The following is a 17,949-nucleotide window of genomic DNA, read 5'->3' as shown; positions in this document are numbered from 1 at the left end:
AACTCATGAAACTTAGAGCCTTACTTTCGGGACTATTATCTTTACTCATTTCAGGCTGTTTTGGGAGCGATATTGGCCCTTCAGAAGAAGCCATTAAGGTGACTATGTCATCTGATCTAAAAAGTGGCATCGTTGTATCTGAAATTAATAAAATTGCCGAGACTAACCTTGGAACTGATGTTTATCCAGAAGTTCAGGCTCGCAGCGAAGTAACGTTAAAAGCCACTGAAGACCTTTACGCGCAGGTAGATAGGGTTGGTGGTGCTGGCGTTGATTTTAAACCTGTAATGGAACTCACTCACAAAGCAGGAAAGCAAGTATCAGGCTCGGTTGTCACGAGGGCCAAGCGTAATGAAAAAGGGGTTTGGGATATCACGTTCGAGAAGGTTGAAATCCCGGAACTTCGCGGGCGAACTTTATCAGGACTAAACGATAACTCTTACCTGATTAAAGGATCTGACGAGTTAGCTGCATATGTTGCCAAAATAAATGACGCCATCGAAAAACAAGAGGCAGCCAGAGAGAAACGAGAGAAAGAGCGCCTTGCACGATTAGAAAAAGAGCGGAAAGAGAAGTTAGAGCTCGAGAAGGAACTGCGAAAGTCACTAACCGGGACATGGGACACTTCAGTACCATTCCAATGGGATGGAAAGATCTATTCACGTTGGGGGATTTCTTTTGGCTATAAAGTTGTCATTCCGGACACTGACGACTTAACTGGTGTTGCAAAGGTAACTGTATATACGCGCGACTATCCTAAAGACTTGTATAGCGAGTCGACGTTTGAGGCAGTTTATGAAGTAACCTCAAACTTGCCAGGCTTCGTGTTAAAAGAGCCTGAAAATAAGGGATTAGACTTTACAAAAACGCTAGTCACATGGGGATATGATTCGGGCGATACTATTAACTTTACTAAAGAAGGTAATACCTTAGAGGGTTGGAGACGCGGCCGCGGCTACTACGTATTAAAACGACAGTAAAGATTTAAGAACTCATGTAGTGAATGTTTGCGGGGCTTTACGTGATTTTAACGACATATTCAAAACGAGGTATAATTTGCCCGCAGGGAGCGCGTTCATGATCAAACAAAGAAAGTACAGATGAGAGTGTCAACGCGAAGTCAGCTAGTACAGTTTAATGCAATTATATCGATGTTAGATAGGGGACGAGAGCGTCCCCTTTTATTTTTTGTTTTATTCAGCTTCCAACTCGTTTAACTCTACTTGAATTGCTGCAAGTAGATTTTCTCTTGTTCGTTTCCGCCGGATGGCTTATGAGTACAGGCTATGATTGTTTACAGCCGCGTGATTCAATAAAATCCTGCAGGTTACTACAGTGAGAGTTGAGTATTTTTTTAATTTTTTCTTCGATGCTTTCTTTAAACTCTTCTGTATCGCTTTCATCCATCCATTGCTCAATATCATCTAACGCCACTATAGACGTTTTGGAGATGTGATTGTATTGCTTACCACCCGAGTCTTTGTAGTTAGAGCTTTTATTACATAAAAACTTGATAAGATCATCTCGGGATGTCCGTTCAATCGGGCCTATTACAAGATCAACTTGTAACTCATTATTGGCAAAACCCCATTCGAAAAGAATACCTTTTCTAGAGCTTGTCCAGGTGACACCATCCGCAATTTCAGGCACGGAATTTACCCATCTAACATCTGCAAACCTTGGAATCCCATTTAGCAGGTTATCAGTCTTAACTAATCCCTTATTTTCCAAATTTTGTAATGAAGAAATAACAGCTTGTTTTAGCAGATCTCTGGGCGAATTTGCATGACTAACTATTAAATCGATTGCATCTCGGTGCTCTCGATATATTTTTCGGCAAAGATCGGCAACTTTGGAATCTTCTAGCACGTGAGTCTCCAAATAATCGTTGTAGTCAAGTAATGCGTTTAGAGTTCTATCCTGAATGGTTTCGACTCTAGTAAAACTATCAATCAACTCATAAATTTTCCTGTACGAGATTGATTGCCATTCTTCATCTGTCGGCTTGTCGCCTGCGGGAGTCAAATACAGGTAATACCTTTCTATATCTGGAAAATTAGTCTCTGCTTTGGCTCGATAATTTTCTAACTGGTTCTTACTGAGCTGAGCTCCAACTTTATTCTCTATTATGACAAGCCACTTATCGGGAAAGTGCAGCATGAGGTCATATCGATGTTTTTCTCGGAAAACACGTACCTCGTCTAAGTTGTCGAGCCTTATATTGACTGGATTTAAGTGCTTTGAAAAAGTGTGCTTGTCAGACGATGACAACGTCGAGGTTAAAAACTTTCGTAAAAAGCGGTCTTGTAAACCATGAGGTTTGGTTGGATCTAATAGAAAAGCAAGGAAGTCGGAGTGACGTAGTTCTTGTCGGCGCGTTCCCAGAGCATCAAAAATATTAAATTGCGCTTCTCGCTTTGTTATCTCTTGATATTCAGTGCTATCTAAAAGATTAGTTAGCCGCTCAACTTTATCCATATTCTCCATAAGATGCTCCTTGCTAATACTTTATACATGAAACTGTCATCCGTAAATTGCAGTTATTATGCCACGGTTTACATTGATGTCACGGGTACAATCTTAAACGCGTGATGCGACAGTTTGAGTCGTTAGAAGAGGTTGTCGGAAAGGTTGCCTTTCGACACCTGTCAGGTGTTGTCACGCAAGTTAAGGGTAGGGTGATGATTAAGCGTTTAACTTGATGTCATTGGTTATGCTTGCTGCCACCTAAGCGGTTATGTGGTTTGAGTCACTTAATTCGTTGCTCTCATGTGTATCGTCAATAACCTGCCGTTTGGTCTCGCCCACGTATTTCCGGTGTGGGTGAGGGCTGATACCCAATAGGTTCGAGTTGATGACACGATGAATGATACCTGCTTCTTGCCGTTGAATAGCCTCAAGCAGCTCAGGCCGGACTGTTTTTGGCATGTTTTGCCCTTGAGCTCTGAGGTAGACCGTTATTAGCTTGCCGATAAATAGCGCCAGCTCTTTGTTATCGTCGTCGCTATCGCTTGATACAAAGTAAGCTATCTCCCTTGCAGTCGATGCAATGTGAAGAGCAGGGTCGCAGGCATGAGCAGCGACCTTAAAACTACTAATGACGATTGGCAGCATGTATTGCCGAAGCTTTCGGTCGTTCGTCTCGCTCCATTGGTTGATAGGTATTGTTGCCAGTATTGAGTCGAGCAGCTCAAATGTTACTGGTGGCATGTTTAACCATTGTTTAAACTGCTCCTCGTCGTATACCTCGTGCATTTGAACAACGTTAGTGCGGCCCGTTAATGGGTCACGCTGATTTACCGTGCAAATACCCAATTTACGGACGGTATCGCTATATCCTGTTGTAAAATCAAACCGCATGACGTGATTCCTCCCAATCAGCTCCACGAACTTCGCGGACCTGCTGTAAAATCCATTCATCAATCTCTGATTCAATCCAAGCCGCTGACCGGCCTGCCAGGATAATTGATTTAGGAAAGCTATCTTCCTGCATCAGACGGTAGATGGTGGAACGGCTTAGACCAACTTTGGCTTTGACTTCGTTTAATCGTATTAATCGCATGAGTTTTCTCCCGATTTTGGTTTCTCTCATGGGATGAGTTGATCCTGTAAGAAATAACCATGGACTGAGATTCCAATCGATTTCAGGCCTATATCACGCACGTGCATTGAAGAATTAAAAACATGGAGACACAAAATGCACGAGCAAAATGCCGAGTATGTAACGAATGAGCCGATGACTGAGCGCGATGTGCTGAATAAAGCGTCTGAGATCCTGGAGACGAAGTTTTTGAAGGGGGAGGGCTTTACCAGCCCGTCTGCGGCAAAAGACTTCTTGAGATACAAGCTGGCGCATCAAAAGCGCGAAGTATTCGCTGTGATGCTGATGGACTCACAGCATCGCTTAATCGAATACAAGGAACTGTTCTTCGGGACCATTAACGCAGCGCCGGTGTATCCCCGTGAAGTCATGGAAGAAGTGCTTCAGAAAAATTCTGCAGCCATCATCTTGGCGCACAACCATCCTTCGGGTATGACTGAGCCATCGGAAGCTGACAAGCGTGTAACGACGCGTATCAAGGACGCGCTCAATCACATAGACGTCCCCGTGCTTGACCACATTGTAGTAGGCCAAGACACGGTTTCGTTTGCTGAAAGGGGGTTGTTGTAGTTGTAATGCCGCTAAGCGCGTAGAAGAGGTTTTCCCTGGGCCTTTTCTACGTTGCTTAATGGCTTATGCTGGCGCTTTATTTTTTGCATTACTGCTGTAAAACGACTGGTGTCGTCCCTGATACTTGGTTGTCGCTTCTTTGCACAGATAACTGATACGCTTAAACACCACCTCGTGTTGCTTATTAAGGCAGGTTAACGGTCCTACCAATGAATAACTGACGGGATTTGAAGCATGTAGTAACGCCGCTGTTGAATCAGTGGATATCCCGTGTACTTTCAACCAAGCATGACGAATGATTCTACCGAGCTGAGTCCTGTCCTCATGGCTTAAGTTACCGACATTGTAAAAGGTATCCTTGTTGAGGAACAAAACGACGTGGTAATGCTCTAGCGGGCTCTCAATGGTTTGCTCTACCTTGGCGACATACTCGATTTGCGTATGGTGTATCCGTTTCTTTTCCCGTTGCTGCTTCAGTTGATAACTTTTGATGCCTCGTTTGATGTTCTCAATGAACTCCGTTATTGGATTCCGAACCAAGCTATGCTGACTGTAAAAAGGTAAGTGCAAGTCAAAACACACCACTAGTGTTCGAGGATGATTGTAAAAGCTCCTTTGGAACACCTCGTACAACTTATCCAGGTACTGCTCAATGTAAGGAGCATTCTGCTTCCACATATCGAAGCCTTTATATCGGGGGCCGTAGCAAGGGATGTGGTTAGGGTTGTATTTACTGCGTTTGGGTTGATTCATTTTGACCTCCTAGATCGTTGTTGAGTCATAGGAGATCTGATCCTGTAACTTTTAACCATGAGTCAGACGGTAAGCTTTGGGGCTTACCTCATCACTGGCTAAGTATTGGTTACTAGACGTACCAATGAATGATGTAAACAGTGGTAGTAGTAATTGTTGTATATATTACTATTACCGACAAACCACACGTATAGCTCCGCCTAGTTTCCAACCGTAAATCTTCATTTAACTTTATTATTTTTTATGATCTTATTGTGTGATAGTTTATGATTTTCGTGTACCTATGGCTGCACAAAAGCATTGATAATAGTGATTATAAGACTTAATAAAAAACTTGTTTGCAACAAGTTGTTAATGTTGTTGAAAACTTTTAAATTCTCTATAAATGAATTTTTTATTGACCTTTTTCTAAGGGAGTAGACTGGACTAATGAAGGAAGATGTACATGGTGATGAAGTACCTGAGTGGATCAAAAAGCTTGACCCCAAAAAGGACCAGGATGGTGCCTGGTTGGTTCGGTACTTAACTAGTAGGAATATATCGATTCACAGGAATTCAGGAGAGGACACTCGGGAAGCAGCTAAACGGATTGTCATTAAGTTTTATCAGCAGGCTGACCCAATACATTATCAGCTTCTCAGAAATCTTTCTGAGTCCTACCGGCAAAGGCAAAAGAGACGCGATAAAAGAGAGTATGTTGATAGGACTTACCGCTTATCAAAATCTGCGGTCGACAAGTTAGATGGCTTAGCAGCTAAGCTTGAGGTTCCAAAAGAGAAGATAGTAGAGGCCTTGATTGAGGAACAAGCTAATGTCGACTCTCTTTATGACCTTTCTGATAAAAAGGGGGCTAAGCTGACCTCAGAGCAAATAGCCCGCTCATATGCGAAGTTCAATCGAGTAGGGGATTTAATCTTTGGCACACGAGCATTTCCTAACGAAGAACAGCTGGTTCAGCGTATAAAAGCTATCGTTAAGAAGCTAAACATTTCAATTGCAAGAAGAAGAGACAGTAAACCAATTCTTACGACTCATGAGTTTGTCCGAGTCATGGAGAAAGAAGGGGTATTATACGACGTTGGAAAGTCTGTCGCTAACACAGATAGTTTTGAACGTTTAAAAGACCCGATATCAGACACTAGACTAGGTGATTACTCTGATGATTTGATGATAGAAGACTTCATTTACTTGAGTGAGACGATTGAGTCCCGATTGAGACAATACAGAAGTGCTGTATATAAGCATGATGATATCAGATCAGAGGAGCTGCTGATTGGTAAGCTGGTCGACGATGCATACAGTTGGTATCGTGAAAACGTGGAGGCGAAAAGCCTAAGACAAGAGTGTGATCATTTGAGAAGGCAAGTGAACTCTCACAGGAGCGAACTGGCTAAGCAAGTTAAAGATATTGAGTTTGATGATGAGCGGTTTTCTGAGATAGTGAAACTGTGTGAGAATCTTCAGTCTATGGTCATAAAGCTCTTTGAAGAATATGATTTAGAAAAGCTTAATCACTACCTTGATGTAGAGGGGCTAAAAGGTAATGCGCCGAGTCGCCGACCAAATAGGTTCCAAGATATTGAAAGGATGAGATCAATCAAAAAATTCCGAGAAACAGTTGCCCTGGCAATAACGGGAAACGTCGAACCTGACTCTGTTTTAGATCATGAGTTTCAGTGGATAAGCGAAAGATGATTTACGTTTGATGAAAATAGTATTTGCTGGCTAGGGCTTAGAATAGATTTTAGTATTCCAGATTGTATTCCAAAATATTTAGCTTTATTAAAATATTTAATATTATCAAGTCATTAAGTCTAAAACAAAACTCCCGCCAGCTCCACCAATTCCAAATAAAAAGCCGCTCATTTGAGCGGCTTTTTTGTGCCTGCTATTATCGCAGTCGAAGTTCCTGATACAACAGAGGAGCCATGAACATGGCCTGGATATACCTAGTAATAGCCGGACTGCTCGAAATAGGCTGGCCTGTTGGTTTAAAAGTATCGCAGGAACCGGAGACTCGCTGGCTCGGCATCGGCATTGCTATTATTTTTATGCTGTTTAGCGGCGTGATGCTCTGGTTAGCCCAACGCGAAATACCAATCGGTACTGCTTACGCAGTATGGACGGGCATTGGCGCTGCCGGCACCTTTCTGGTCGGCGTGCTTTGCTTCGGTGACCCTTCCTCCTTAGCTCGCTACGCAGGCGTAGCTCTGATAGTTGCTGGTGTTATCGTCCTTAAACTTGCCAGCTAAACTTTATATATAACCTGCTGAATTTGAATCATAACAGTACCTGCTTTAGTCTAAAGCTTTGAGATATAACAATTACTTAACAGCAGGGATGGTTTAGAAAAATGTATTTTGTGAATATCAATTCTTTAAAGGAACAACACACCTCGGGTCAGTATCAGGAAAAGGATAGTCTTGTATATGCCATTGCAAGTGTCGTATTAACTTATTTGGGAGTTCTGTTAGTTACATATCCAGAATCTATATGGCTCAACGTTCAAATGGCAGTAGAGGCTGCGCTTTTCTTAGTGATGTTTGTAACGGCGTATAGGTCGAATGGTGGTAATGAGGGAAGTCGTTTTCTAGATAAGTTTCTTTCAATAGGCTGGGTGGTTGGTATACGGCTAATACCCTTAGCCATTATTCTGGGTGTGGTTAGTTTATATGGTGATGCCACTTATTACGGTAAAGAAACCGACCACGTTGGCCCATATTCGTTAGTAACAATGTTAATTTTTTACTTGTTCTTTATCTGGCGTTTGTCCAAGCATATTCGGGATATCCGAAATTAGTCCGTTAGTTATGATCCAATACCCCCCCATAAGAACTACAATTGAACACACACTCTAGTTAAAGGACTACCAACATGACTGAGAAGATTAAAGCGCTACGGCTCAAAAAACCGTTTGGCCTGGATAATATTCAAGTAACCGAAATGGAAGACCCTGGCCAGCCCGGGCCGGGAGAAATTCGCGTTAAAGTTAAAGCCAGCTCGCTTAATTTCCATGATTACGGGGTTGCGGCCGGCTTTATTCCAACAGAGGACGGGCGCATTCCTATGTCTGACGGAGCCGGCGTTGTGGAAGCTGTTGGTGATGGTGTGGAAGAGTTTGAAGTAGGGGACAATGTTGTTTCAACCTTTTTCCCTTTTTGGCAAAGCGGACCGGCGCCAGTGGGCGACTTCCGCAATACGCCGGGCGATGGCATTGATGGTTATGCGAGGGAAGTTGTGGTGCGTCCCACTCAGTTCTTCACGCATCAGCCTAAAAACTACAGTCATGCGGAATCCGCTACCCTGACCACGGCTGGCCTGACTGCGTGGCGAGCTTTGGTGGTAGACGGTGGTATTAAGCCGGGTAACTCAGTGCTGGTACTGGGCAGTGGCGGCGTGTCCGTATTTGCCTGCCAGTTAGCGAAGAGCCTGGGAGCAACCGTATTTGCGACATCGTCGTCTAATGACAAGCTTAAGCAGTATAAAGAGCTTGGAGCGGATCATCTGATTAACTACAAAGAAGATCCGGAATGGGGCAAGACGGTTCGTAAATTAACCGGTGGCCGGGGTGTCGACCATGTGATTGAAGTGGGCGGTCCTGGCACCTTGCCGCAGTCTATTAATGCGGTCGCTATTGCGGGTCATATTGCACTCATTGGTGTGTTGACCGGAAGCGAAGGGCAAGTTCCAACCGCTAAATTAATGGCTAAGCAGGCGCGTTTGCAAGGGCTCATTGTTGGCAGTCGCGATAATCAAAAGGATTTTGTGCGCGCCTTAGATGCTAATGGCATTAAACCGGTCATTGATAAAACCTTTGCGCTGGAAGATTTGGCTGACGCTTTTCGTTATGAGGAGTCGGGCAAACACTTCGGTAAAATTTGCGTAGAATTTTAAGTTGAAGTTCAGCGAGTCCAGAAAGATTCAACCGATAAACGGGAACAATATATTATGAAAGCACTGTTTAGCCTGATGTTATGGTTGAGTCTTTGTGGGACTCTGGCGGCGGCCGAGTATTCAATAGAGAAGGTTAAGGGCAATGTCTATCGGTTTTCTGCAGGAAATTACCATTCGGTGTTTATGGTAACGGAACAGGGAATTTTTGTCGCCGACCCAATTAATCCGGATGCCGCCAGTTACCTTAAGAAGGAACTCTCCGAGCGTTTTGAGCAACCAATACGCTACTTAGCTTATAGCCATAACCATGTGGACCATACATTGGGCGGTGAGGTAATAGCGACGAGTAATGTGGACGTAATTGCGCACGATTCTGCCGATAAAGATTTACGTTGGACAAAGACGCCAACCGCATTGCCTACCCTGACATTTACTGACGAATTGAACGTTAAGCTGGGCAAAAGCACCGTGGAAATGACGTATTATGGCCCTAATAATGGCAGAGGGTCGGTCAGCATGCGCTTTATGCCCAGCAATGTACTTTTCGTGGCGGACTGGATTGTATTGGGCCGTATGCCTTATAAGACGCTTCCCGGATACGATATTCACGGAATGATACACTCGACGCAGAAAGTGTTAGAGGAGCAGCCGTTCGAGGTGTTCGTTGGGGCTCATGCTGAAATGGGTGATAGAGAAGACGTAGAACAGTATTTGAGTTACCTGGAAGCACTCTATTCAGAAGTTCGTGATGGTATGCTGGCTGGAAAAAGCCTGGAAACTCTGCAGCAGGAAATTAAACTCAATGAGTTTTCTGATTTAAAAATGTATGAAGAGTGGTTACCTCTGAATATTAAAGGCGTTTATGACACGCTCAATGACCAGTCTTATTTTGATCGTCGATAGTGAGAGAATGAGTGAGGTAAATTGATGAACGGAGCCGATAACAAACTCTTTTTAGTGTACATTGGCGGCACAGCGCAGGGAGCTAATATCGAGCTACACGATATCCGCTTTGTTGTCGGTAAGAAGATGGAAGACACGTATGAGGCTATCCGCCGGCAATGGTTTGGTACTCAAAAAGGTTTGCATCTCGACAGCTTCGTACAGTTACATCATGTCGACGGTTATCGTATTCATCTGGCGTCAGAACCACCTGAGCAACGCGCCAATAAACAACTGTATTTTGTGAACTTCGGTGGCTACTTCACCAATAAACTGGCTGAGTATCACGACTTTACTGTGGTCGTGGCTGACTCGCCTGAGGCCGCTAAAAGACAGGCTCGCGCGCAGGTCTCTCAAGCTGGCTTAGCCGGGGCAGAGTTAATCCATAAAGATGATTTACTGACTGTCGATGACTGCCTTTGCGTTGACCTTGTCGACAATCATTTTGTCACTCTCGAGTTTGACGGCGAGCAACAGGCGCTGATCCCAGACTGGAAAGGCTATCAGCCCCTGCCTTGATTTTTTGTATTATATATTAAATTGCGGTGCTTAATCCTCGGTTTTGCCCATCCTTGTTATTTTAATCCTCATAAAGTAAGTTTTTAAATGTGTTGATTAAATGTCGGAACTTAGAACCCAAGGAGGGAAAATGTTAAAAACAATAAAACACACCGCTATTCTTAGTCTGTTCACTGTAGCTGGTTTTACAGGTATGCCCGTGCAGGCGGGGCTTGATGTTGAGTTAATAAAGACGAGTGACTGCTTCAGTGGAACTTTTGCTAGTTATGATCGCTGGATAAAGAAACTTACTGAAAAGGTTTCTGATAAGCCCGGCTCTGAACAGCGACTAAAGAATATGAAAGAACTTTTTAAAAAAGAGGATTTTGAAAACTACCGAGAAAACATTAAATGCAAAAATATAGTTTATAAAGTTAATGATGCGGTAGTCACTGGCTATTATGTTGCCCCTAAAGGCCAATCCAATTTGCCAGTGATCATCAATAATAGAGGTGGTAATGGTCGTTATGGTGCCTGGGTGTTTGGTAATGTGTACCTTCAGCTTTTTGATTTAGCCAAAAATGAGAATGTGGCTATTTTTGCTTCTAACTACCGTGGCATCTATCCTAAACTGCCGGGTAAAGATGAGTTTGGTGGGGCGGATGTGAATGACGTCGTGGCTTTACCATTGTTGTTTAAACACTTCCCTAATGTTAATCCGGAAAAGGTAGGAGTATATGGTGCCAGTCGCGGCGGCATGCAATCGCTGTTGGCAGTAAAGAACGGGTTAGACGTTGATGCAATAGTTCTTTTTGCGGGCCAATACGACTTACTCGAGGGGCAAAAGCATCGACCTGAAATGGAGCGAGTGCATAAAGCGCGTATCCCGAACTATGAAAAAAATAGAGAAGAAGAGCTGAGAAAGCGCTCGGCTATGTTCTGGATGGATGAAATTGATAATGACATTCCTATTCTGTTGATACACGGGGATGATGATAAACGCGTTTCAGTGGATTCCAGTATTGGTCTGGATAAAATTCTTGAGGAAAAAGGCTTTACACATAAGCTCTCGATATATGAAGGGGGAGGGCATAGGTATGGTGAGAACGCAGAAGCAATAAGAAGCGAAATGATGTCCTGGTTTAAAACACATTGGGAATAACGTTTAGCGTTAGGAGCTGCTAGCGGCCAGGCAAGCCTTGTTTGGCCGCTTTACGACGCCGCCATTTCTATTAGTACGTTAAAAAGTTAAAACCGAGTTTCTCAACTCCGCATAAGTTGCTATGCTTAAAACAGTCCGTAAAAAGTCTTTTTAAGGTTTGCTATGAAAACTGAAACCGTCACGTATTTAAAAGAAAACGCCAATTCACTTGAGTTACAAGAAGACCTATTGGTTACAAAAAAGGGTAAGCCGGCTTATGTGGTGCAGTCCTATTCAGACTATGAGTTTCAGCAAGAAACCCTGGCTTTTCTAAAACTTATTAAGTTGTCGGAGAAGTCTTTAAGCGATGAGGTATTGAGCCTTGACGACGCCTTCGAATAGAAATTATGTGGTGGTTGCTTCGCCCGTATTTAGGTTATCTCTACAACGCTTTAAAGCCTTTTTGACCAGAAAACACTCCCAATCTGTTGCCCTTAATACGGTAATGACAATAAAGTCTCGCATTCAGGAAAGGTTGCCTGTAAATCCTGAAATAGCACCGATAAGTGAGCGTTTGTTTGACTTAGGGTTAACGGACTATAGGCAATGGTTAATTGATGAGCATAACCTGATTATTTACAAGGTTAATCAATCTGATTCGAGAGTTGAGTTGTTGCTGGTTATGGACTCTCGACAAAGTACGCGTAAGCTTCTTTTTGAAATGAATTTACTTGTGTGAAAAAGAGTTGCGTCGTAGTGATTACTGCACAACCGGAATATAAAGTCGGTTTGTCACAACACTATCGTCACTTACAACAACCTGAAATAAATCACCATACTCGTCTTCTTCAAGTGCTTTAGCGGTTCCGCCAGCGGCTTTGATAAGCTCCGACACGGTATTGCTGTGGCCAACAATAAGAGCGTTTTTCTTCAGTCCCTTTATGCTCGTCATGATTCCTTTAAAGTCTTTAGAAGGATAGTTTTCTACCGGTAAACCAAGGTAGTTAGCGAGTGACTCAGCCGTCTGTTGAGTGCGTTTAAATTGGGTAGAAAATATTGCTTCAATATTGCTGTTTTTTAAAACTTGCGCGAGCACTTGTGCACGCTGTTTGCCGACAAGGCTGAGTTCGGGATCCGTTTTGTCGTCTGCTTTTTCCATATGACGAGTAAAATACAGGGTATAGGTGTCCGCTAATGCCAGACTGGGAAACAGACCAATAAAGATTATAATAAAAAAGAGGCTGCGCATAAGTTGTCAGGGTATTATCGGTGGTTAGTTTATAACGGTAAAACATACCTTTATCGTCAGCTGCCGACAAGTGCTGTCGTTTTCTCAAACAAATGAGCAATCAGGACATAAAATGGAAGCACAACGAATTCTGGATTTTTGGTTTAAAGAACTAACGCCAAAACAATGGTTTGTTAAAAGTAATGAACTGGACAACACCATTAAAGAGCGATTTTCTCCCACGTTAGAAGCGGCTGCCAACGGCGAGTGCTGGCAGTGGCGAAATGAAGCGAAAGGGCGCTTGGCCGAAATTGTTGTGTTGGATCAGTTCTCGCGCAACATTTATCGTAATACACCAAGTGCTTTCGCGCAGGACAACGTTGCTTTGGTGTTAGCGCAGGAAGCGATAGAGAAGGGCGCGGACAAACTGCTGGAGAGCGATGAAAAAGCGTTTTTGTACATGCCTTATATGCATAGCGAATCAAAATTAATTCATGAACAAGCAATGCGGCTTTTTGACCAGCCTGGCCTTGAAAACAATTATCAATTTGAAATTCGACACAAAGAGATCATTGATCAGTTTGGTCGCTACCCGCATCGAAACGCGATATTAAACCGTGAATCTACCCCGGAAGAGGAAGCTTTCCTTAAACAGCCGGGGTCCAGTTTTTAGTGTTAACTTGCGCTACCGCAAGTACCGTTATTTTATATTTTCATGTAATTGTGAAAGGGAACTGATTGTAATCGTTGGCTCAATTCCCCACGGGTCAAACTGAGCGTCTCTCGAACGTTTGACCCAGGCGGTTTTCCAGCCTGCGGCATGAGCACCAATAATATCGAAGCTGTTACTGGATACTAGCCAGGTTGATTCAGCCTTACCGCCACTTCTATTGAGAAAGTGCTGGTACACCTGTGGGCTAGGTTTAAAGCTCTTAATGTCGTTGCAGCTAACCATATCTTTGAAGTAACTGGTTAATTCGGCCTGAGCCAATAAGCCGGCGACTGCATCCGGACTGCCGTTGGAAAATGCAAAACACTGTACGCCCGCTAAGTTGAGCTTACTGAGTGCACTTTTAGCATCGTCGAACGCTGGCAGACTTCTGTAGAGTTCTAGCAGTTTTTCTTGTTGTTCTTCATTTAAAGCCGAGCCGTATTCGTTATTAGTGAACGTGAGTGCGTCTTTAGTGCAGGTAGAGAAGTCCTGGTACTGCTGCATGAGCCCACGTCGAAACGAATACTCCAATTGCTTATCACGCCAACGGTTTGAGAACTTCAGCGCTTTTTCGTCATCAAGATATGAACTCAGCAATGAGACCACGCCCTGAGTGTCGATGAGTGTTCCGTAAACGTCAAAAGCCAATGTCGTCAAAGTAAACTCCAGATACTGTTGTAGTTGTTGTTCCTTATACGAAATTATCCGAGATTTAGTTTGCCTATAAACTGATAATGCGAATTATTGTTATTTGTATTTACATTTAGAGAAAGCATCGGTAGCATACTGAGCCGCTTAGCCAACTTAATTAAGGACAATCAGAAATGGATAAACTCGTACCTAGCTCGCTTGCATTGTTAATTGCCTCGACTCTTGGAAGCAGCGCTTTAGCCAATGAAGACGTATTGCCTGATGGTATGGAACGCATTGTTGTGACCGCGGCTGGTTTTGAGCAAAAGCTCACTGAAGCGCCTGCCAGTATCTCGGTTATTACAAACGAAGAGATACGGTCGCGTTCTTTTACCTCGTTGCTAGATGCCGTCAAATATCAAGAGGGTATCGATATTGGAACCTCGCGTGATAAAACCGGTCAGGGCAGTATTAGCATGCGCGGCTTAACGGGCGACTACACTCTTATTCTGGTTGATGGTATTCGGCAGAATAACCACGGCGATATTTACCCAAATAATTTTGGCGGTAATGCGTTCAATCATATCCCACCACTGGAAACCATCGATCGCATTGAAGTGATCCGCGGCCCGGCTTCAACTCTGTATGGTGCAGATGCACTCGGTGGGGTCATTAACGTGATCACTAAAAAGCATACGGAAGACTGGTCTGGCGCGGTAACCTTCGGTCGCAGCCTGCAAACCAACGATAACTTTGGTGACGATTTCACCACCGACTTTAGCGCGACAGGCCCATTGATTGAGAATGTTTTAAGCCTGGGTGTGCGTGCCAGTTTGTATGATCAGCAAGCGTCCTCTCCTGAGTTTGAACCAGCGGTTGACCCTAACGGTACAGTGCATGTTAGAGAGCTTGGGTTCGGTAGCGGCGGACGGACTGTTGATAATAAAGACGAGCATTATGGTTTCTCTGTCTCTTACACGCCGGCAAAAGGCCATAACATCAAATTTGATTACGACGACTCGCACCAGTCGTACGACAACACACCGTCCTACGACGTAGAAACCGATACTATTACGTATCCTCTGGGAACCAAGGACAGCATTGAATCAATTTGGCAGGCACGTGGCGGGCAAGTCAACCCACGGGCAGGTTATGCCGCCGATCAAACTTTTGATCGCACCTGGTGGTCAATTGCGCATGACGCTGACTGGTCCTTTGGTTCAAGCATGGTCTCTCTGTCTTATGTTGATACTGAAAATAATGGCAGAACACTGCCGTTGAGCGTCGACGAGCGCTTATTACTGCAGGAAATGTACGATGGCACAGGGGAATATGCCGGTCTTTCTGAGGACGAGCGTCGCTCAATTGCTGAAGCAACGTTTTTACCACGACCCGATCGTCCGTTAGACAGCAGTCAATACACGGTTGATGCGCGACTGGATATCCCTTTTTCTGGTTTGGCCGGGCATCATAATTTGGTTATTGGTGGTCAGCTTATTGATGGTGAACTACAGGACGGTGTCTTTGGTCTGGAAGACGGGAATGCCGGGGCTATTCAAGAGCAGAAAATGTATTCATTATTTGTCGAAGATAACTGGATGCCAATTGCTGACTTCACTCTGACCGGGGGAGTCCGCTATGACAAGCACGATGTCTTCGGTAGTCAGGTATCACCGCGTCTTTATGCGGTTTATAACCTAAGTGCTGCGTGGACCGTTAAAGGAGGAGTGAGTACCGGCTATAAGACACCAAAAACGACCGATTTGTATGATGGAATTGTTGGCTTTGGCGGACAGGGCACCATGCCATTTGCCGGTAACCCTGAGTTGCAGCCTGAAACCAGTGTTAACTCAGAAATTGCGCTTTACTGGAACTCAATGAATGGTGACCATAACTTTAATGTCACCTATTTTAATACGCGCTTCGACGACAAAATTGCACGAGGCGATACGATTTTAAGTTGTGAACTTACCGATGGTGTTCGTCCTTGTGTTAATTTAGGCGAGTACGATCAATTGGGTTATGACTCTTACAGCCAGAATATCAATATTGATGAAGTGGATGTGCAAGGGGTCGAACTGGCTGCTCAATATGCTATCAGCACGAACTGGTCAGTCCGTGGTAATTACACCTGGACCGACAGCGAACAAAAAAGTGGCAGCCAAATCGGTTTACCGCTGACCAACACCGCAGAGCATATGGCCAACCTTTGGCTGAACTGGCAAGCGTCGGATGTTCTGACGGTCTACCTGCAAGGTGAGCTTCGCTCTGATCGTTACCGCGGTTATGACAGCAGCATTGATAAACAGCTTTATTTTGAAAACTACAGTCTGCTTAACTTAGGGGCGAATTATAAACTGACGGAATCGGTCGATTTAAATCTGCGTATTAACAATTTACTGGACCGTGACTTCACGACATATTCAACAACCTATACCGACTTAAACGGTGACGGCGAGTTTGAATACGTAACAGGTCGCGGCGCGGTAAGTGAGGTTGTTTTCACGGACGACTACAATGTGAAAGACAAAGCCAGAAACTTCTGGTTTGGTGTTACGGTAAGCTTCTAAGTTGTACTTGTGAGAAAAGGCACTGCGGTGCCTTTTCTTGTTAAATGTAAAGTAAAAAAATTGTTTGTCATCAAAGGGAATGGTAAACATAGGGTTAGCCTTGCCTGATAAATTCGATGGATTGAAGATATGGACGTCAAAACTTTCTTGAAAGAGTTTTGGTTATTCGGTGTAAAGCAAGCTTACGCTTGTTTGTTTGGTGGTTTTTTACTGGCGTTAATGTTGATTACCAAGTTTTGGTATCCGCTAGAGGCGTTGCACCGGTACGATTTTATCTTCCTGTCCGCCATTGGTTTCCAAATATTCCTCCTGGCTTTTCGCTTAGAAACGCGGCGTGAGTTTATTGTGATTTTCGTGTTTCATATCGTAGCAACGGTTATGGAATTATTTAAAACATCTGACTCGATAGGGGCCTGGGTTTATCCCGAAGAGTATGTTTTTGGTATTGCTAACGTACCTTTGTTTACTGGCTTTATGTACAGTGCGGTGGGAAGTTATATCGCACGAGTCTGGCGCATTTTTGAATTTGAGTATTCGTACTACCCTCCCAAAAGCGCTACGATATTATTAGTTGTTTTCGTTTATCTTAACTTCTTCAGTCATCACTATATTTGGGATATGCGCTGGGTATTACTGGCATTCACTGTTTTCCTGTTTTACAGAACCACTATTTATTACAAAGTCCACAAAACGCATCGCAGTATGCCGCTTCTATTGGGCTGGTTTTTAGTCGCACTATTTATTTGGTTTGCGGAGAATATTGGCACATACGCGAATGTCTGGATTTATCCGAATCAAACGGGGAAATGGGAAGTTGTTCCCTTAGCCAAGCTTAGCTCCTGGTTTCTGCTAATGTTGCTGAGTTTTGTTCTGGTCGCTTCAATTAACCGAATCAGACTTCGCGAACAAAGAACCCATTTAACAAGGAAAGCTGCATGAGAACGCTTTTACTATTATCTGCTTTCGTATTTAGTCATGTGACGGCAGCGGACACGCTGACGACCGAAAACTACATTGTTGAGGTTGAGAGTCGCTGTGCAGAAGGTTCAGTATCTTGTAATGATGTTCACTATACTGGCGTATCCAAAGTGTCAGGCAACCGTATTAATTTAGAAGGGAAAACGTGGCACACCAAATGCGCAGACGGCGTTACGCCTTGCCGCTTCCTCGGTTATCGTTTCGAAAATGGAAACACGACCTACATCGTACTCGAATCTGGTGTATTGCGAGTTGTTCAGGGAAAAGACCGTGTTCTCGTTGACGAAAAAGGGACATGGTCCTACTAAACCACTCCGAAGTAAGCCTTCCTACTGTAAAGAAATAGTTAAGATGACGGTCTTGCATTGAGCAAAAAATTGGTAGTGTTTATCATATGAGCTTCTTCATATTAGTTTATAAACTTTAAGGAAA

General features: G+C 43.8%; 20 protein-coding genes. 14 read left to right on the top strand and 6 right to left on the bottom strand.

Going from position 1 to position 17,949, the window contains the following annotated elements; genetic code table 11:
- The first annotated feature begins 5 nt into the window (after positions 1–5).
- Entirely contained in the window at positions 6–980 is a 975-nt protein-coding gene (locus CWI78_RS02225; protein ID WP_126779848.1) for a hypothetical protein, read from the top strand.
- A 304-nt stretch (positions 981–1,284) separates the two neighbouring features.
- Here the strand turns inward: CWI78_RS02225 and CWI78_RS02220 are convergent, their stop codons facing one another.
- From CWI78_RS02220 to CWI78_RS02210, 3 genes are all read right to left on the bottom strand, one after another.
- Positions 1,285–2,487: a PDDEXK-like family protein gene (locus CWI78_RS02220; protein WP_126779846.1), complete on the bottom strand. Its 1,203-nt coding sequence runs from the start codon at positions 2,485–2,487 to the stop codon at positions 1,285–1,287.
- 240 nt (positions 2,488–2,727) lie between these two features.
- Positions 2,728–3,360, bottom strand: a complete 633-nt coding sequence (locus CWI78_RS02215; protein ID WP_126779844.1) for a hypothetical protein — start codon at positions 3,358–3,360, stop codon at positions 2,728–2,730.
- Positions 3,350–3,562, bottom strand: coding sequence for an AlpA family transcriptional regulator (locus CWI78_RS02210; protein ID WP_126779842.1), 213 nt, complete (start codon positions 3,560–3,562; stop codon positions 3,350–3,352). The genes CWI78_RS02215 and CWI78_RS02210 overlap by 11 nt, the downstream gene beginning before the upstream one ends.
- Positions 3,563–3,697: 135 nt before the next feature.
- On the opposite strand from CWI78_RS02210, the gene radC reads away from it, so the two are divergent.
- Complete coding sequence (radC, locus tag CWI78_RS02205) at positions 3,698–4,171, top strand: RadC family protein (RefSeq protein WP_126779840.1); 474 nt, start codon at positions 3,698–3,700, stop codon at positions 4,169–4,171.
- 63 nt (positions 4,172–4,234) lie between these two features.
- On the opposite strand, the gene CWI78_RS02200 is transcribed toward radC, so the two are convergent.
- The gene (locus CWI78_RS02200; protein ID WP_126779838.1) at positions 4,235–4,924 is read right to left on the bottom strand and encodes a YagK/YfjJ domain-containing protein; all 690 of its coding nucleotides are present in this window, start codon (positions 4,922–4,924) and stop codon (positions 4,235–4,237) included.
- 429 nt (positions 4,925–5,353) lie between these two features.
- On the opposite strand from CWI78_RS02200, the gene CWI78_RS02195 reads away from it, so the two are divergent.
- From CWI78_RS02195 to CWI78_RS02160, 8 genes are all read left to right on the top strand, one after another.
- A complete protein-coding gene (locus CWI78_RS02195) occupies positions 5,354–6,619 on the top strand; it encodes a hypothetical protein (RefSeq protein WP_126779836.1) in 1,266 nt (421 codons plus the stop codon).
- A gap of 239 nt (positions 6,620–6,858) precedes the next feature.
- The gene (locus tag CWI78_RS02190; RefSeq protein ID WP_126779834.1) at positions 6,859–7,176 is read left to right on the top strand and encodes a DMT family transporter; all 318 of its coding nucleotides are present in this window, start codon (positions 6,859–6,861) and stop codon (positions 7,174–7,176) included.
- Positions 7,177–7,277: 101 nt separating this feature from the next.
- Entirely contained in the window at positions 7,278–7,724 is a 447-nt protein-coding gene (locus CWI78_RS02185; protein ID WP_157982688.1) for a hypothetical protein, read from the top strand.
- 74 nt (positions 7,725–7,798) lie between these two features.
- Positions 7,799–8,818, top strand: a complete 1,020-nt coding sequence (locus CWI78_RS02180) for a zinc-dependent alcohol dehydrogenase family protein (RefSeq protein WP_126779830.1) — start codon at positions 7,799–7,801, stop codon at positions 8,816–8,818.
- A 54-nt stretch (positions 8,819–8,872) separates the two neighbouring features.
- Entirely contained in the window at positions 8,873–9,721 is an 849-nt protein-coding gene (locus CWI78_RS02175) for an MBL fold metallo-hydrolase (protein ID WP_126779828.1), read from the top strand.
- Positions 9,722–9,745: 24 nt separating this feature from the next.
- Complete coding sequence (locus CWI78_RS02170; protein ID WP_126779826.1) at positions 9,746–10,279, top strand: DUF1543 domain-containing protein; 534 nt, start codon at positions 9,746–9,748, stop codon at positions 10,277–10,279.
- Between the two features lie 130 nt (positions 10,280–10,409).
- Positions 10,410–11,420, top strand: coding sequence for an alpha/beta hydrolase family protein (locus tag CWI78_RS02165; RefSeq protein WP_157982687.1), 1,011 nt, complete (start codon positions 10,410–10,412; stop codon positions 11,418–11,420).
- 162 nt (positions 11,421–11,582) lie between these two features.
- Positions 11,583–11,801 carry a type II toxin-antitoxin system Phd/YefM family antitoxin gene (locus CWI78_RS02160; protein WP_126779823.1) on the top strand — a complete coding sequence of 73 codons (219 nt, stop codon included), beginning with the start codon at positions 11,583–11,585 and terminating at the stop codon, positions 11,799–11,801.
- 358 nt (positions 11,802–12,159) lie between these two features.
- On the opposite strand, the gene CWI78_RS02150 is transcribed toward CWI78_RS02160, so the two are convergent.
- On the bottom strand, positions 12,160–12,648 hold the full coding sequence (locus tag CWI78_RS02150; protein ID WP_244213053.1) for a phosphoglycerate mutase family protein: 489 nt from the start codon (positions 12,646–12,648) through the stop codon (positions 12,160–12,162).
- Between the two features lie 112 nt (positions 12,649–12,760).
- Here CWI78_RS02150 and CWI78_RS02145 point away from each other — a divergent pair, with 112 nt between their 5' ends.
- Positions 12,761–13,300 carry a DUF924 family protein gene (locus CWI78_RS02145; protein ID WP_126779819.1) on the top strand — a complete coding sequence of 180 codons (540 nt, stop codon included), beginning with the start codon at positions 12,761–12,763 and terminating at the stop codon, positions 13,298–13,300.
- A 27-nt stretch (positions 13,301–13,327) separates the two neighbouring features.
- Here CWI78_RS02145 and CWI78_RS02140 read toward each other — a convergent pair whose 3' ends face one another.
- Complete coding sequence (locus CWI78_RS02140; RefSeq protein WP_126779817.1) at positions 13,328–13,996, bottom strand: haloacid dehalogenase type II; 669 nt, start codon at positions 13,994–13,996, stop codon at positions 13,328–13,330.
- 167 nt (positions 13,997–14,163) lie between these two features.
- Between CWI78_RS02140 and CWI78_RS02135 the strand changes: the two genes are divergently transcribed.
- The 3 genes from CWI78_RS02135 (at position 14,164) to CWI78_RS02125 (ending at position 17,825) form a co-directional block, all read left to right on the top strand.
- Entirely contained in the window at positions 14,164–16,539 is a 2,376-nt protein-coding gene (locus CWI78_RS02135) for a TonB-dependent receptor domain-containing protein (RefSeq protein WP_126779815.1), read from the top strand.
- Between the two features lie 129 nt (positions 16,540–16,668).
- Positions 16,669–17,478, top strand: a complete 810-nt coding sequence (locus CWI78_RS02130) for a DUF817 domain-containing protein (RefSeq protein WP_126779813.1) — start codon at positions 16,669–16,671, stop codon at positions 17,476–17,478.
- Positions 17,475–17,825, top strand: a complete 351-nt coding sequence (locus CWI78_RS02125; protein ID WP_126779811.1) for a hypothetical protein — start codon at positions 17,475–17,477, stop codon at positions 17,823–17,825. The genes CWI78_RS02130 and CWI78_RS02125 overlap by 4 nt, the downstream gene beginning before the upstream one ends.
- Positions 17,826–17,949 lie beyond the last annotated feature (124 nt).

This window comes from Idiomarina ramblicola, assembly GCF_003987255.1.
GTDB classification, from domain to species: domain Bacteria; phylum Pseudomonadota; class Gammaproteobacteria; order Enterobacterales; family Alteromonadaceae; genus Idiomarina; species Idiomarina ramblicola.
The sequence above is the reverse complement of the archived record's forward strand: the minus strand, read 5'-3'. Positions and strand labels throughout refer to the sequence as shown.

Excerpts from the sequence above, each read along its gene's own strand:
- CWI78_RS02225 (WP_126779848.1), top strand. The coding sequence starts at position 6 with ATGAAACTTAGAGCCTTACTTTCGGGACTATTATCTTTACTCATTTCA.
- CWI78_RS02220 (WP_126779846.1), bottom strand. The coding sequence starts at position 2,487 with ATGGAGAATATGGATAAAGTTGAGCGGCTAACTAATCTTTTAGATAGC.
- CWI78_RS02215 (WP_126779844.1), bottom strand. The coding sequence starts at position 3,360 with ATGCGGTTTGATTTTACAACAGGATATAGCGATACCGTCCGTAAATTG.
- CWI78_RS02210 (WP_126779842.1), bottom strand. The coding sequence starts at position 3,562 with ATGCGATTAATACGATTAAACGAAGTCAAAGCCAAAGTTGGTCTAAGC.
- radC (WP_126779840.1), top strand. The coding sequence starts at position 3,698 with ATGCACGAGCAAAATGCCGAGTATGTAACGAATGAGCCGATGACTGAG.
- CWI78_RS02200 (WP_126779838.1), bottom strand. The coding sequence starts at position 4,924 with ATGAATCAACCCAAACGCAGTAAATACAACCCTAACCACATCCCTTGC.
- CWI78_RS02195 (WP_126779836.1), top strand. The coding sequence starts at position 5,354 with ATGAAGGAAGATGTACATGGTGATGAAGTACCTGAGTGGATCAAAAAG.
- CWI78_RS02190 (WP_126779834.1), top strand. The coding sequence starts at position 6,859 with ATGGCCTGGATATACCTAGTAATAGCCGGACTGCTCGAAATAGGCTGG.
- CWI78_RS02185 (WP_157982688.1), top strand. The coding sequence starts at position 7,278 with ATGTATTTTGTGAATATCAATTCTTTAAAGGAACAACACACCTCGGGT.
- CWI78_RS02180 (WP_126779830.1), top strand. The coding sequence starts at position 7,799 with ATGACTGAGAAGATTAAAGCGCTACGGCTCAAAAAACCGTTTGGCCTG.
- CWI78_RS02175 (WP_126779828.1), top strand. The coding sequence starts at position 8,873 with ATGAAAGCACTGTTTAGCCTGATGTTATGGTTGAGTCTTTGTGGGACT.
- CWI78_RS02170 (WP_126779826.1), top strand. The coding sequence starts at position 9,746 with ATGAACGGAGCCGATAACAAACTCTTTTTAGTGTACATTGGCGGCACA.
- CWI78_RS02165 (WP_157982687.1), top strand. The coding sequence starts at position 10,410 with ATGTTAAAAACAATAAAACACACCGCTATTCTTAGTCTGTTCACTGTA.
- CWI78_RS02160 (WP_126779823.1), top strand. The coding sequence starts at position 11,583 with ATGAAAACTGAAACCGTCACGTATTTAAAAGAAAACGCCAATTCACTT.
- CWI78_RS02150 (WP_244213053.1), bottom strand. The coding sequence starts at position 12,648 with ATGCGCAGCCTCTTTTTTATTATAATCTTTATTGGTCTGTTTCCCAGT.
- CWI78_RS02145 (WP_126779819.1), top strand. The coding sequence starts at position 12,761 with ATGGAAGCACAACGAATTCTGGATTTTTGGTTTAAAGAACTAACGCCA.
- CWI78_RS02135 (WP_126779815.1), top strand. The coding sequence starts at position 14,164 with ATGGATAAACTCGTACCTAGCTCGCTTGCATTGTTAATTGCCTCGACT.
- CWI78_RS02130 (WP_126779813.1), top strand. The coding sequence starts at position 16,669 with ATGGACGTCAAAACTTTCTTGAAAGAGTTTTGGTTATTCGGTGTAAAG.
- CWI78_RS02125 (WP_126779811.1), top strand. The coding sequence starts at position 17,475 with ATGAGAACGCTTTTACTATTATCTGCTTTCGTATTTAGTCATGTGACG.